A 14,086-nucleotide genomic window follows, 5' to 3' on the forward strand; every position below is an offset into this window, starting at 1 on the left:
TAAAACGAACCTAACCCAGCGCCTGAATCGCCTTCTCCAGCGCTTCGCGCAGCAGATGGCGGTCGTGGCGGTATTTAATATCGCTGGCCTCCAGCGGCTCCTGAATCACCACCCGCTCGCCGATACCGGAGACATCCACCTTAGGCCCAACCACCACGCCGTCGATGATTTTCTTGCCGACGTACTGCTCCATCAGGCTCAGTTTATCTGCCAGCGACAGGCTTGCCGCCGCCGGGCTCAGTTCACGCCCCAGATTACCGATGTAAACCATCGGAGCAGGGGTGCGACGCAGTGCCTGCGCCAGCTCTTTGACCAGCAGGATCGGCATCAGGCTGGTATAAAAACTGCCCGGGCCAATCAGGATTAAATCCGCTTCGCCAATCGCTTCGACGGCTTCACGCGTCGCTGGTACGCTCGGGTAGGTCATCAGCTCTTTTGGCGGCAGCAGAAGCTGGTCGATATTCACTTCGCCGTACACTTCGTGATCGTCAGCATCAATGGCCATTAAATCCACCGGCTGTTCTGACATCGGGATCAGGAACGCATCCACTTTCAGCAGATTTCGTATCAAATTGATGGCTTCAAGCGGGCGCACGCTCAGGTGATCCAGCGCCTTAAGCATTAAATTTCCAAGGTTATGCCCGGAAAGTTCCCCGTTGCCGCCAAAACGGTACTCAAACATCGCAGATGCGACGCTCGGTTCGGTAATCAGCTGGTTGAGACAGTTGCGCATATCCCCCCAGGCGATGCCGCCTTCGGCACGTCTGATCCGCCCGGTTGAGCCGCCATTATCGGTGGTTGTCACTATCCCTGTCAGCCTTGAGCCCAGTGACGACAAAGAGGACATCACCCGGCCCAGGCCGTGGCCTCCGCCTAGAGCGACCACTCGGTCAAGATCCGCAAAAGTGCGATTACGCATACCCGTTCCTTATCACGTTTGATCTGCGTAACACTAACTGAACTACCCCTAAAAGACGATGCCTCATACGAAGCAAAATGACGTATATCAATGCGAAAAGAGGGTTTTTAGGTATTCTGTAGCGAAAATGCACGATTGAGTCGCTATATACATAATTATATAGCGAAAGGCGATGATGGCGAAGTGAGAATTTCCGCGCTACTATCGCCATAACCACGTTTTCGAATTTGAAAACATACACTCTAGCCTTTGTGCCTGTGTCGAAAGATATGGCGCTCTGGCCGTGGCGGATCTGCCACCAGGGTACAGAAAGAAATGACTGTGCCTCCCGTATCTGGAAAGGTGTACATGGCTTCACAACTGACTGATGCTTTCGCGCGTAAGTTTTATTACTTACGTCTGTCGATTACCGATGTGTGCAACTTCCGTTGCACCTACTGCCTGCCCGACGGTTACAAACCGGGCAGCGTCACCAATAACGGCTTTCTCTCCGTGGATGAGGTGCGCCGCGTTACGCGCGCGTTCTCCGGGCTTGGCACCGAAAAGGTCAGGCTGACCGGAGGCGAACCTTCTCTGCGCCGTGATTTCCCCGACATCATTGCCGCCGTGCGTGAAAACGAACATATCCGCCAGATTGCGGTGACCACCAACGGTTACCGGATGGCGCGTGATGTGGCGACCTGGCGCGACGCGGGCTTAACCGCCATCAACGTCAGCGTGGACAGCCTCGATGCCCGCCAGTTTCACGCCATTACCGGCCAGGACAAGTTCCGCCAGGTGATGGACGGCATCGACGCGGCATTTACGGCCGGGTTCGAGAAAGTCAAAGTCAATACGGTGCTGATGCGTGATGTGAACCATCATCAGCTCGATACCTTCCTGGCGTGGATAAAATCTCGCCCCATCCAGCTGCGTTTTATCGAGCTGATGGAAACCGGTGAGGGCAGTGACCTGTTCCGCCGCCATCACATTTCCGGCATGGTGTTGCGCGACGAGCTGCTCAAACGCGGCTGGATCCACCAGATCCGCCAGCGCAGCGACGGCCCGGCGCAGGTCTTCTGCCACCCGGATTACGAGGGTGAGATTGGCCTTATCATGCCCTATGAGAAAGACTTCTGCGCCAGCTGTAACCGTCTGCGCGTCTCCTCCGTGGGCAAGCTCCATCTCTGCCTGTTCGGCGACGGTGGCGTAGATCTGCGCGATCTGCTGGAAGACGATGCTCAACAGGCCGCGCTTGAAGCGCGCATTTCTGAAGCGCTGACGCACAAAAAACAGACCCACTTCCTGCATCAGGGCAACACCGGCATTACTCAGAACCTGTCTTATATTGGCGGGTGATCAGGCTTAAGAAGGAATCAGAAGATGAGTCAGGTAAGCGCAGAATTTATCCCGACACGCATTGCTATTCTTACCGTTTCCGACCGCCGTGGCGAAGAGGATGATACGTCCGGCCACTGGCTGCGCGAGGCGGCCCATGATGCGGGGCATCACATCGTCGATAAAGCGATTGTGAAAGAGAACCGCTACGCCATTCGCGCGCAGGTTTCGCAGTGGATTGCCAGCGATGAAGTGCAGGTGGTATTGATCACCGGCGGCACCGGTTTTACCGCAGGTGATCAGGCGCCTGAGGCGCTGATCCCGCTGTTTGACCGCGAAGTGGAAGGCTTCGGCGAAGTATTCCGCATGCTCTCCTTTGAGGAGATTGGTACCTCCACGCTGCAGTCGCGCGCCGTCGCCGGGGTGGCCAACAACACCCTGATTTTCGCCATGCCGGGCTCGACCAAAGCCTGCCGTACCGCATGGGAAAACATCATCGCCCCGCAGCTGGATGCCCGTACCCGTCCGTGTAATTTCCATCCCCATTTAAAGAAATAATCTATGTCACAACTGACCCACATTAACGCCGCCGGCGAAGCGCATATGGTGGATGTCTCCGCCAAAGAGGAAACGGTGCGCGAGGCGCGCGCGGAAGCGTTCGTTACCATGCAGCCGGAAACGCTGGCGATGATTATCGACGGCAGCCACCACAAGGGTGACGTCTTTGCCACCGCCCGCATCGCCGGTATTCAGGCCGCCAAGCGCACCTGGGACCTCATTCCCCTTTGCCATCCGCTGATGCTTAGCAAGGTGGAAGTGAACCTGCAGGCGCAGCCGGAGCATAATCGGGTGCGCATTGAGTCCCTGTGCCGCTTAACCGGGAAGACCGGCGTTGAGATGGAAGCCCTGACGGCAGCCTCCGTTGCCGCGCTGACCATCTACGACATGTGTAAAGCGGTGCAGAAAGATATGGTGATTGGCCCGGTTCGCCTGCTGGCAAAAAGCGGCGGCAAAACCGGTGATTTTAAGGTGGACAGCCATGATTAAGGTGCTCTTTTTTGCCCAGGTGCGCGAGCTGGTGAATACCGACAGCCTGACGCTGGAGGGCTCTTTTGAAAATGTCGCCGCCCTGCGTGCGCATCTGGCCGCACAGGGCGAACGCTGGGCGCTGGCGCTGGACGAAAGTAAGCTGCTGGCCGCCGTGAACCAGACGCTGGTTGAGTTCAGCCATCCGCTAACCGCAGGGGATGAAGTGGCCTTTTTTCCGCCGGTCACAGGGGGTTAAGATGGCTGAGACCCGAATTCTGGTGAGCCCGGCGCGTTTTAACGTGGGGACAGAATATGACTGGCTGGCCGAGCGTGACGAAGACGGCGCGGTCGTGACGTTCACCGGCAAGGTGCGTAACCACAACCTCGGTGACAGCGTAAACGCGCTGACGCTGGAGCACTACCCGGGCATGACGGAGAAATCGCTGGCGGCCATTGTGGAAGAAGCGCGTGGCCGCTGGCCGCTCGGGCGCGTCACGGTGATCCACCGCATCGGCGAGATGTGGCCAGGCGAAGAGATTGTCTTCGTGGGCGTGACCAGCGCACACCGCGGCAGCGCGTTTGCGGCAGGGGAGTTCATGATGGATTACCTCAAAACTAAAGCGCCGTTCTGGAAGCGGGAAGCGACGCCGGAAGGGGAGCGCTGGGTGGAATCCCGCGATAGCGATAAACAAGCCGCCAGCCGTTGGTAGTCGGTTGACGTGGATGTGTTAATCTTAACGTGTGTGTCTACTTAATCTTAATCAGGAGTGAATCATGGACCGATTTCCGCGTTCCGATTCAATAGTACAGCAGACCCGTAGCGGCCTGCAGACGTATATGGCTCAGGTGTACGGCTGGATGACAGTTGGCCTGCTGCTTACCGCGTTTATCGCGTGGTATGCGGCGAACACGCCTGAACTGATGATGTTTATCTTCTCCAGCAAAATCACCTTCTTTGGGCTGATTATCGCGCAGCTGGCGCTGGTGTTTGTCCTCTCCGGGCTGGTGCAAAAGCTCAGTGCGGGGATGGCGACCACGCTGTTTATGCTCTATTCGGCGCTAACGGGGCTGACGCTTTCCAGTATTTTCATCGTCTACACCTATTCCTCCATTGCCAGCACGTTTGTGGTAACCGGCGGGATGTTCGGCGCGATGAGCCTTTACGGCTACACCACCAAACGTGACCTGAGCGGTTTCGGCAGCATGCTGTTTATGGGGCTGATCGGGATTGTGCTGGCGTCGCTGGTGAACCTGTGGCTGAAGAGTGAAGCGCTGATGTGGGCCGTGACCTACATCGGTGTGGTGGTCTTCGTTGGGCTGACGGCGTATGACACCCAGAAGCTGAAAAACATCGGCGAGCAGATCGACGTGCGCGACAGTTCAAACCTGCGCAAATACTCGATTCTGGGCGCGCTGACGCTCTATCTGGACTTCATCAACCTGTTCCTGATGTTGCTGCGTATTTTCGGCAACCGTCGTTAAGGTTGTTTTGCCGGGTGGCGGCTTCGCCTTACCCGGCCTACGAAACGCGAACCGTAGGTCGGGTAAGGCGAAGCCGCCACCCGACTTATTCACTTCGCTAACATCCTCTCATTCTTCGCCCGTAGTTTCTTCGCCCGACTCTCCAGCACCAGATAACAGACCGTGGCCAGCGCCAGCGGCAGGAAGTAATAGAGCATGCGGTAGGCGAGCAGGGCGGCAATAATCGCTCCCTGAGAAACATGCTCTCCGGCCAGAAGCGCAATGAACACCGCCTCCAGCACCCCAATCCCCGCCGGGATATGCACAATAACCCCGGCGATACTGCTCACCAGCAGCACGCCCAGCACGAAGAAGTAATTCACGTCCTCGCCAATCAACAGCCAGATAATTGCTCCCATCGCCATCCAGTTAGCGCTGGATACCGCCATCTGCAGCATGGCAAACTTCCACGACGGCAATACCAGTTTCTGCCCTCTGAGGGTCATATGACGGCGTTTAGCAAACGCGCAGGCCCACAGATAAAAAGCGATAATCAGCAGCAGCACGATGCCGAGAATACGCAGCGTGGCTTCATCGATGTACCAGTGCGCGGGCAGCTGGACCACGCCGATGGTGAAAATCACCCCGCCGAGCAGAATATAGCCCAGCCAGTTAGTGGTGATGCTCAGGGAAAAAATGCGGGTTATAGTCCCGCCCGGCAGCCCGAGACGCGAGTAGAGGCGATAGCGCATGCCAATCCCCCCGACCCAGGTACTCAGCGTCAGGTTGAAGGCGTAGCAAATAAACGACACCAGCATCACCTGGCGTTTAGCCAGCTTGTGGCCGCAGTATGCCCGGCCCAGCAGATCGTAGCAGCCGTACATCAGGTAGCTCACGATCACCAGCCCTGTCGCGCCCAGCAGCACCATCCGGTTGTAGTTGCGGATAACTTTCCACACCTCCTCCCAGTCAACTTTTTGGGCGTAAACCACCAGCAGCACGGCGACCGCAATAAAGAACACCCAGGTGAGAATTTTTTTCGCCAGCCGCCAGCGCGGATGTGATTTCGACATCAGGGTTTGCCTCCATCTTCCGCTTCAACGCGGTCCTGGGTTTCCATTTCGGGTTGTACCGGCGGGTCCACCTGCGCCAGCTTCGGCGTATGCGCTGGCAGCCAGCCGACCATCGCCGGGAAATGGCGAAGGAAGTGGAACACCACTACGCTGATGCCCAGGTTCCACCAGGTGCGTTTCGGCACCATAGACTCATCCACGCGCACGCAGTCGTTAACAATCAGGGCCTGCAAATTATCCCGCAGGGTCTGATTAAACTGGCGATCGTGGATGATCAGGTTAGCTTCGAGATTCAGCGATAAGCTCAGCGGATCCAGATTGCTGGAGCCGACGGTGGCCCAGTGATCGTCCATCAGCGCGACTTTGCCATGTAGCGGTCGACGGCGATATTCGTAGATCTGAACGCCGCCTTTGACCAGATAGTTATACAGCAGCCGCGCGCCAACTTTGACTATCGGCATATCCGGCTCGCCCTGCACAATCAGCTTCACCCGTACGCCGCGCCGGGCCGCATTACGCATGGCATGCAGCAGGCGATAGCCCGGGAAAAAGTAGGCGTTAGCAATGATCACTTCGCGCTTCGCGTTGGCGAGCATCTTCAGGTAATGGCGTTCAATATCGTCCCGGTGCTCGCCGTTATCGCGCCAGACGAAAAGGGCCTGCGCTTCGCCGGGCTTGCGGTTCTCCTCCGGGCGATGGCGGCGTTTCCACCAGCGGCGAACGGCCTCTTTCCCCGGCAGGTTCTCCAGTTCGAATAATACGATGTCCTGTACTACCGGGCCCTCAATGCGAATGGCGTAATCCTGTTTTGCTTCCGGGCCGTAGTCGGACATATGTTCAGCGGAGTAGTTAATGCCGCCGACAAACGCCACCGCCTCATCCACCACCACAATTTTGCGGTGCATCCGCCGGAAAAGGTTGGTACGCATGCCAAACAGGCGCGGGCCGGGATCGTAGTAGCGGAACACCACGCCCGCAGCGGTCAGTTCATTCACGAACCCGTCGCTGAGGTCCGGTGAGCCATAGCCGTCCAGCAGCGCTTCAATTTTGACGCCGCGCCGGGCGGCACGCAGCAGTACGCTGTGTAACTGTTTGCCCACGTCGTCCTCGAACCAGATAAAGGTTTCGAGGATCACTCTCTGCTTAGCGTTATCAATCGCCTTAAAGACGGCCGGGTAATACTCGTCGCCGTTGACCAGCAGCGAGATCCGGTTGCCTTCCTGCCAGGAACATTTCATAAGTGGATCTCCGCGCTGAGCGGGGCATGGTCGGACAGATGTCGCCAGTTAAGTAAGGCCAGCGCCGTCGGGCTGCTGGCATGGGCATTTTTCACGTAGATACGGTCCAGGCGCAGCAGGGGGAAGCGCACCGGAAACGTCCGTGCCGGGCGACCATGGGCCCGGGTAAAAATCTCCTCCAGCCCTGCATTGACTTTCAGAGGATGGTTCGCGCGCTGCCGCCAGTCGTTAAAATCACCGGCCACGACCACGGGTTCACCGTCGGGAAGCGCATTGGTCCAGTCAGCCAGCATCTGTAGCTGCGCCTGACGGTGGGCTTCGCGCAGGCCAAGATGCACGCAACCGACATGAATGGGCACCGTGAGTGCCGGTGGCGCGATGCGGCAGTATAGCAGCCCGCGCTTTTCGCTCTCACCCACGGAAACGTCCCGGTTCTCATAATGTTCGATAGGAAAACGTGACAGCACCGCGTTCCCGTGATGGCCTTCCGGATAGACCGCGTTGCGCCCGTAGGCGTAATCACTCCACATCGTGTCGGCCAGAAATTCATAGTGCGGCGTATCGGGCCAGTTCTCGAAATGCATGGGATGCACCTCGTGCGCGCCCATCACCTCCTGCAGGCAGACAATGTCCGCGCTGACGGTGCGAACCGCGTCGCGCAGCTCCGGTAAAATGAAGCGGCGATTAAATGCTGTGAAGCCTTTATGAATGTTTATCGTCAGCACTTTAAGCGAGAAATGCTGCATTTTTTGAGTCATAAGCCCCTTCCTGAGTGACTATCCCAATGAAAATAAAGTGTAGTCGGCGTCACAAAAAGATGCGGCGTTACGGAATTTTCCGTAAAGTGCGGTAGTCTGATTAAGCAGATAAAATCCTTCAGGAGAGAAGCCATGAAGTGGCAACAACGTGTTCGTGTCGCAACGGGGTTAAGTTGCTGGCAGATAATGTTGCATTTACTGGTCGTGGCCGTACTGGTGATGGGCTGGATGAGCGGCACGCTGGTGCGTGTTGGCCTGGGGCTATGCGTCCTCTATGGCGTCACCGTGCTGTCGATGCTGTTCTTACAGCGCCACCATGAAGCGCGCTGGCGCGAGGTGGGTGATGTGCTCGAAGAGCTCACCACCACCTGGTACTTTGGTGCCGCGATGATTGTGCTTTGGCTGCTGTCACGCGTGCTGCAAAACAACCTGCTGCTGGCCCTGGCGGGTCTCGCAATCCTTGCAGGGCCTGCGGTGGTCTCATTGCTCACCAAAGAGAAAAAGCTACGCAATGTTGCGTCTAAACATCGCGTACGCCACTGACCCCGTCGTGGCCGCTATGACCAGTAGCGGCCACAAACTCCCCCAGACAATATCCAGACTCGCATCCTTCAGATAGATCTGCTTGGTAATGTCCGTGAAGTGGCGTATCGGGTTTATCCATGTGATGTCCTGCAGCCACACCGGCATGTTCTCGACAGGGGAAACGTACCCGGAGAGCAAAATCGCTGGCATCATAAAGACAAACACGCCGATAAACGCCTGCTGCTGCGTCGAGCACAGCGCCGAAATTAACAGCCCAAACCCCACCAGCGACAGCCCGTAAATCACCATCGTGAAGTAAAACAGCGCCAGCGAACCGGCAAACGGGATTTGATAGGCCCAAATTCCCACGCCCAGCACGATAGTGGCCTGAAATGTCGCGACAATCAGCGCCGGCACCGCTTTGCCAACAAAGATTTGCCAGGTCGCGAGCGGGGAAACCAGCAGCTGATCCAGCGTACCTTGCTCCCGCTCGCGGGCGACGGACAGGGAGGTGACGATCATCACCCCGATGGTGGTGATCATGGCGATCAGCGACGGCACCACAAACCATTTGTAGTCCAGATTCGGGTTGTACCAGTTACGCACCACCAGCTCGCTGTTGTTGGGCTTTGGTTTGCCGTCCATCAGCTCCTGCTGATAATTCTTCACCACCTGCTGCAGATAGTTGGCCGCAATCTGGGCGCTGTTAGAGTTGCGCCCGTCGAGGATAAGCTGCATCGGCGCGGTCTGGAAGGTATCCAGGTTACGGGAAAAATCTGCCGGGAAGCGCACCAGCAGCAGGGCTTTTTGCGTATCGATGGTCGGCTGGATTTCCTGCGGGCTTTTCAGCAGCAGGATATGGGTAAACGCTTTTGCACGGGCAAAGCGCTGCGTCAGCTCGACGGAATGTTTACCGTTGTCTTCGTTGTAAATGGCGATGGTGGCGTTGGTCACCTCAAGCGTCGCGGCAAAGGGGAACAGCAACACCTGGATCAGCACCGGCAAAACCAGAATGGCGCGGGTTTGCGGCTCGCGCAGCAGGGATTGCAGCTCTTTTCGTATTAACGTCCATAGTCGGTGAAACATGTTCGCTCCTTAATCCAGACGCCGTTTGGTTTTCAACCACGTCAATCCGATAAACATCACCGCTGACGCCATTAAAAACAGCGTGTTGATAATCAGCACCACCGGAATATTCCCCGCCAGGAACAGGCTTTGCAGCGTGCTCACGAAATAACGCGCCGGAATGATGTAGGTCACGGCGCGGATCACCGCTGGCATACTGTCTATCTGGAAAATAAACCCGGACAGCATAATCGACGGTAAAAAGGCGGCGTTGAGCGCCACCTGCGCGGCGTTAAACTGGTTGCGGGTGATGGTGGAGATGAGCAGCCCCATCCCCAGCGTGCTGAGTAAAAACAGGCTGGTGATAAAAAACAGCACCACCAGCGAGCCGCGGTACGGCACGCCGAGGATAAAGACGGCGACAAGCATACAGAGCAGCATCGCCAGCATGCCGAGGAAATAGTAGGGGATGAGCTTACACAGCAGCAGCTCGACGCGCGTCACTTCTGTGGACAGTAGCGCCTCCATGGTGCCACGCTCCCACTCGCGGGCGATCACCAGCGAGGTCAGGATCGCGCCAATCACCGTCATGATAATCGTCACCGCGCCCGGAATGATAAAGTGCTGGCTGATGGCGGCAGGGTTAAACCAGTAGCGTGTTTGCACGTCGATGAGCGGTTCAAACGTCTCCCCCCGGTCTTCGGCACGCTGCATCTGCCATAGCTGCCAGATCCCCTCCACGTAGCCCTGCACGAAGTTGGCGGTGTTCGGCTCGCTGCCGTCGGTAATCACCTGGATCGGCGCGTCGGCATTCGCCCGCGCCATATTGGCGGCGAAATCCACCGGGATGACCACCAGCCCGCGAATTTTCCCGGCCTGCATCTTCTGGATCAGCGCCTGCCGGTTATCGCTGATGGTGGCGTCAATGTACGGCGAGCCGGTCATGGCGTGGGTGAAGTCCAGCGCCTCTTCGCTCTGCTGCTCCAGCAAAATGCCGACCCGCAGCTTGCTGGAGTCGAGGTTGATGCCGTAGCCAAAGATAAACAGCAGCAGCAGGGGGATCACCACCGCAATCAGCCAGCTACTCGGGTCACGCACGATCTGCCGCGTCTCTTTTATGCATAACGCGCGCACCCGGCGCCAGGAAAGGGCGTTACTGCGCATGGGCATTCTCCTTATCCCAGTCGTGGATGAGGGTGATAAACGCCTGCTCCATGGTCGGGTCCGGCACGGCATCGTCGGCGGCCTGGTTTTTCAGGTCGTCCGGGGTGCCGTGGGCAATCAGCTTGCCGCGATAGACCAGCCCGATGCGGTCGCAGTATTCCGCCTCATCCATAAAATGGGTGGTCACCATCACCGTCACCCCTTTCTCCACCATGCTGTTGATATGCAGCCAGAACTCGCGGCGGGTGAGGGGATCCACCCCGGAGGTCGGCTCATCGAGGAAAAGAATATCGGGCTCGTGCATCAGCGAGCAGGCCAGCGCGAGGCGCTGCTTAAAGCCGAGGGGCAGTTCGTCGGTGGCGTGGGAGGCAATATTCGTTAACCCGAAGGCATCGCTCATGCGGCGGATTTTCTCGTTCTGCGCGCGCCCGCGCAGGCCGTACACGCCGGAGAAAAAGCGCAGATTCTGCTCGACGGTCAGGTTGCCATACAACGAGAATTTCTGTGCCATATAGCCCAGATGCTGGCGCGCCTTGCCGGAGCTGACTTTGAGATCCATATCCAGCACCAGCGCCTTGCCGGACGTCGGCACCAGCAGGCCACACATCATTTTAAAGGTGGTGGATTTCCCCGCGCCGTTCGGCCCGAGCAGGCCAAAAATCTCGCCGCGTTTTACCGCAAAGTTGACGTTATCGGTGGCGGCGAAATCGCCGAACTTTTTGGTCAGGGATTTGGCTTCAATCACCGTCTCGCCCGGCGTACCTTCAACCGTGTGGAGGATCGCGCCGAGAGGCGATTCCAATGTCCCCGCGCCGCCCAGCAGGTCGATGAACGCATCTTCAAAGCGCGGCGCCGTCTCTGCCATTTCAATTTCAGGCATGCCAGGCGCGCGGCGAATATCCTCGACGGTGGCCTCCTTTTTGAGGATTACGCGCACGGACCGACCCTGAATCATCCCGTCGCTCACCTGCGGCAGTTTCAGCACTCTCTGCAGCAGCCTGCGGTTGGACTCCTGCGGGCTGTGGAGGAGGAAACTGCGTCCGGCCATGCTCTGCGTCAACGTCGTTGGCTCGCCCTGATAAAGCAGCTCGCCTTCGTTCATCAGCAGCACGTCCCGGCACTGTTCCGCTTCGTCGAGGTAGGAGGTGCTCCAGAGGATCAGCATCCCGTCGCCTGCCAGCTCGTGCACCATCTGCCACAGCTCACGGCGGGAGATGGGGTCCACGCCGACGCCGGGCTCGTCCAGCAGCAGGACCTTTGGTTCGCCGACGAGCGTACAGGCCAGCCCCAGCTTTTGCTTCATCCCGCCGGAGAGCTTGCCCGCCAGCCGGTCGGTGAACGGGCCGAGGGAGGTGAACTCAAGCAGGCGGGCGAAGGTTTTCTGCCGGGTTTCGCCGGTCACGCTGCGCAGGTCGGCATACAGGTTCAGGTTTTCCATCACCGTCAGATCTTCATACAGACCAAACTTCTGCGGCATATAGCCGAGCATGGCGTGGAGCGCGCCGTCGTCTTTGATGGGGTCAAGGCCAAGCACGCTGGCTGTGCCTTCATCCGGCTTTAGCAAACCGGCCAGCATCCGCATCAGCGTGGTTTTGCCTGCGCCGTCCGGGCCGACCAGGCCGGTCACATAGCCTTTCTGAATGGTGCAGTTCAGCGGGGCGACCGCCGGTTTGTCCATCCCTGCGAAGCGTTTGACCAGATTGTTGAGCTGGATAACCGCGTCATTCATGTCGTTCCCCGTTGTTCACTTTTACGGTAACAGGCATGCCCTGACGCAGCGCGTCGTCCGCATCGGTGACGATGATGCGCAGACGGTACACCAGGTCGGTACGCAGGTCCGGCGTTTCAACGGTTTTCGGGGTGAATTCGGCGGTGGGGGAGACAAAGCCGACTTTGCCGTGATACGGCTTATCCGGACGACCATCGGTATAGAGCAGCAGCTCGCGGCCCGGCTGCATCTGGCCGAGATTTGGCTCGTCAATGTAGGCGCGCACCCAGACCGGGCGGGTCAGGGAGAGCGTTAATACGGTGCTGCCCGCGCTGAGCATGCTGCCCGGCTCCACGGCACGGGTCATCAGCGTACCGTCAGACGGGGCGATGAGGGTTGTATCATGCAGATCCAGCTCTGCCTGGGCCAGCTGCGCCTGCGCCTGTTCAAGGCTGGCTTTGGCCTGGGCAATGTCCTGCGGGCGGTTACCGGTGGTGTACTGGCTTAATTTATCCTGCGCGGATTTCAGCGTCGCCTGCGCCTGGTCGCGGGATGAACGCGCATTCTCCAGATCGTTGGCTGAAATGGTGCGGCTTTTCCACAGCCCCTGCTGACGGTTATAGAAATTCTGCGCGTAGTCGTAGGCAGCTTTCGCCTGCTTAACGGCAGCGGCGGCCTGGGCGATCTCTTCGTCACGATAACCCGCCAGCATCAGGTCATATTGCGCCTGGGCAACGGAAACGCCCGCTTTGGCCTGCATCAGGGCGTTCTCGTAGGGGGCTTTATCCAGCATGCCCAGCGTCTGCCCGCGTTTAATGGCATCACCTTCGTCAACGCTCAGCGAGGCGAGACGGCCACCCACGCGGAAGCTCATATTCACGGTACGAATATCCACATTACCATACAGCGTCAGGCCCCGGTCCTGATGGCTCTGATACCACAGCCAGCCACCGACGCCCGCGGCAAGCAAAACAACAACCACCAGAATGATGGCGACAGGTTTTTTCATGACTTCAGGCTCCTTTGCGTTAAGCCTTGCAGGATCAGATCGAGATGACAGGTGATGACCTGGCTAATCTGCGCGGCTTTATCCTCATCGAATTGTGTCCAGCCGGTGCGTAACAGGATGGTTTCCCGCCCCAGACGAAAGGCAAGGATTTCACCCAGCAGGGCATGGGTATGCAAAATGGTCACGGTATCGCTGGCGTCCCGCCCGGTATAGGCGGCGATCAGCCGGGTCAGGTGGGTATGCATCGGAGCAATGACCTGATCGTGTACCAGCTGATAGGCAGTTGTAGGGGAGAGCTGCTCGCGGGAGATAAACTTACTCAGGTTGAGCGTATCGTCGTGCGTCAGCAGGCGGATCATATTATGGCAGGCATTCAGGATAAGCCGCCGGATAGCGTCACGATCCGGCGTCGGCTGGCTCAACAGCTCGCTGGCTTCTTCAACGTGCGGACGAAAATGTGTGCCGATAAAATCGGCAATCCACTGGGCGCAGGCGAGGTACAAATCCTCTTTTGAGCCAAAATAGTAGGTGATCGCCGCAATGTTTTGCCCGGCCTGGGCGGCGATATCTCGCGTGGTCGCGTGCAGGCCATACTCGCCAAACTGCGCCAGCGCGGCAGCAATCAGCTGGCTTTTGGCCTGTTCACCTTTGGTTGTTGTTGGGGTCGTATTCATGGCGGTATTAAAAATTAATCAATCGATTGATTAAGATTATGCCTGATTCACGCTAACGTCGAGGGAACGCGGAGGGATATTTTATGCGCCACGTCACAAAAGCTGCTACACTCCGCCCCTTCGCGACATTGTGGTTTTTGTCCTTC

At 57.9% G+C, this 14,086-nt stretch carries 16 protein-coding genes and 1 riboswitch; of the genes, 7 read left to right on the top strand and 9 right to left on the bottom strand.

Features of this window, described 5'->3' with window-relative positions:
* Window positions 1-10 precede the first annotated feature (10 nt).
* Window positions 11-919 carry a uridine diphosphate-N-acetylglucosamine-binding protein YvcK gene (gene yvcK, locus L383_RS21420; protein WP_014883078.1) on the bottom strand — a complete coding sequence of 303 codons (909 nt, stop codon included), beginning with the start codon at window positions 917-919 and terminating at the stop codon, window positions 11-13.
* Between the two features lie 226 nt (window positions 920-1,145).
* A riboswitch (molybdenum cofactor riboswitch) is annotated at window positions 1,146-1,280 on the top strand.
* On the opposite strand from yvcK, the gene moaA reads away from it, so the two are divergent.
* From moaA to L383_RS21390, 6 genes are all read left to right on the top strand, one after another.
* Complete coding sequence (gene moaA / locus L383_RS21415; protein ID WP_023332450.1) at window positions 1,268-2,257, top strand: GTP 3',8-cyclase MoaA; 990 nt, start codon at window positions 1,268-1,270, stop codon at window positions 2,255-2,257. (Overlaps the previous riboswitch by 13 nt.)
* 24 nt (window positions 2,258-2,281) lie before the next feature.
* A complete protein-coding gene (gene moaB / locus L383_RS21410) occupies window positions 2,282-2,794 on the top strand; it encodes a molybdenum cofactor biosynthesis protein B (RefSeq protein ID WP_023292963.1) in 513 nt (170 codons plus the stop codon).
* A gap of 3 nt (window positions 2,795-2,797) precedes the next feature.
* The gene (moaC, locus tag L383_RS21405) at window positions 2,798-3,283 is read left to right on the top strand and encodes a cyclic pyranopterin monophosphate synthase MoaC (RefSeq protein WP_023332451.1); all 486 of its coding nucleotides are present in this window, start codon (window positions 2,798-2,800) and stop codon (window positions 3,281-3,283) included.
* Entirely contained in the window at window positions 3,276-3,521 is a 246-nt protein-coding gene (gene moaD, locus L383_RS21400) for a molybdopterin synthase sulfur carrier subunit (protein ID WP_014883082.1), read from the top strand. The genes moaC and moaD overlap by 8 nt, the downstream gene beginning before the upstream one ends.
* 1 nt (window position 3,522) lies before the next feature.
* On the top strand, window positions 3,523-3,975 hold the full coding sequence (moaE, locus tag L383_RS21395) for a molybdopterin synthase catalytic subunit MoaE (RefSeq protein WP_023332452.1): 453 nt from the start codon (window positions 3,523-3,525) through the stop codon (window positions 3,973-3,975).
* A 64-nt stretch (window positions 3,976-4,039) separates the two neighbouring features.
* Window positions 4,040-4,747, top strand: a complete 708-nt coding sequence (locus L383_RS21390) for a Bax inhibitor-1/YccA family protein (protein WP_014883084.1) — start codon at window positions 4,040-4,042, stop codon at window positions 4,745-4,747.
* A gap of 89 nt (window positions 4,748-4,836) precedes the next feature.
* Here the strand turns inward: L383_RS21390 and L383_RS21385 are convergent, their stop codons facing one another.
* From L383_RS21385 to L383_RS21375, 3 genes are read right to left on the bottom strand one after another with little or no spacing between them, the layout of a single operon-like run.
* Entirely contained in the window at window positions 4,837-5,799 is a 963-nt protein-coding gene (locus L383_RS21385) for a lysylphosphatidylglycerol synthase transmembrane domain-containing protein (protein WP_014883085.1), read from the bottom strand.
* Window positions 5,799-7,037, bottom strand: coding sequence for a cardiolipin synthase ClsB (gene clsB, locus L383_RS21380; protein ID WP_023332453.1), 1,239 nt, complete (start codon window positions 7,035-7,037; stop codon window positions 5,799-5,801). The genes L383_RS21385 and clsB overlap by 1 nt, the downstream gene beginning before the upstream one ends.
* A complete protein-coding gene (locus L383_RS21375; RefSeq protein ID WP_023332454.1) occupies window positions 7,034-7,795 on the bottom strand; it encodes an endonuclease/exonuclease/phosphatase family protein in 762 nt (253 codons plus the stop codon). Before L383_RS21375 ends, clsB begins: the two co-directional genes overlap by 4 nt.
* Window positions 7,796-7,927: 132 nt before the next feature.
* Here L383_RS21375 and L383_RS21370 point away from each other — a divergent pair, with 132 nt between their 5' ends.
* Complete coding sequence (locus tag L383_RS21370) at window positions 7,928-8,338, top strand: YbhQ family protein (protein WP_014883088.1); 411 nt, start codon at window positions 7,928-7,930, stop codon at window positions 8,336-8,338.
* Here L383_RS21370 and L383_RS21365 read toward each other — a convergent pair.
* From L383_RS21365 to cecR, 5 genes are read right to left on the bottom strand one after another with little or no spacing between them, the layout of a single operon-like run.
* The gene (locus tag L383_RS21365; protein ID WP_023332455.1) at window positions 8,300-9,406 is read right to left on the bottom strand and encodes an ABC transporter permease; all 1,107 of its coding nucleotides are present in this window, start codon (window positions 9,404-9,406) and stop codon (window positions 8,300-8,302) included. The genes L383_RS21370 and L383_RS21365 overlap by 39 nt on opposite strands.
* A gap of 9 nt (window positions 9,407-9,415) precedes the next feature.
* Window positions 9,416-10,549: an ABC transporter permease gene (locus tag L383_RS21360; RefSeq protein ID WP_023332456.1), complete on the bottom strand. Its 1,134-nt coding sequence runs from the start codon at window positions 10,547-10,549 to the stop codon at window positions 9,416-9,418.
* Window positions 10,539-12,278, bottom strand: coding sequence for an ATP-binding cassette domain-containing protein (locus L383_RS21355; protein WP_023332457.1), 1,740 nt, complete (start codon window positions 12,276-12,278; stop codon window positions 10,539-10,541). Before L383_RS21355 ends, L383_RS21360 begins: the two co-directional genes overlap by 11 nt.
* A complete protein-coding gene (gene hlyD, locus L383_RS21350) occupies window positions 12,271-13,266 on the bottom strand; it encodes a secretion protein HlyD (RefSeq protein ID WP_023332458.1) in 996 nt (331 codons plus the stop codon). The genes L383_RS21355 and hlyD overlap by 8 nt, the downstream gene beginning before the upstream one ends.
* Window positions 13,263-13,940 carry a transcriptional regulator CecR gene (gene cecR / locus L383_RS21345; protein WP_023332459.1) on the bottom strand — a complete coding sequence of 226 codons (678 nt, stop codon included), beginning with the start codon at window positions 13,938-13,940 and terminating at the stop codon, window positions 13,263-13,265. The genes hlyD and cecR overlap by 4 nt, the downstream gene beginning before the upstream one ends.
* Between the last annotated feature and the right edge of the window lie 146 nt (window positions 13,941-14,086).

Origin of the sequence: Enterobacter sp. MGH 37, from assembly GCF_000534515.1 — a bacterium.
Lineage (GTDB): Bacteria > Pseudomonadota > Gammaproteobacteria > Enterobacterales > Enterobacteriaceae > Enterobacter > Enterobacter kobei.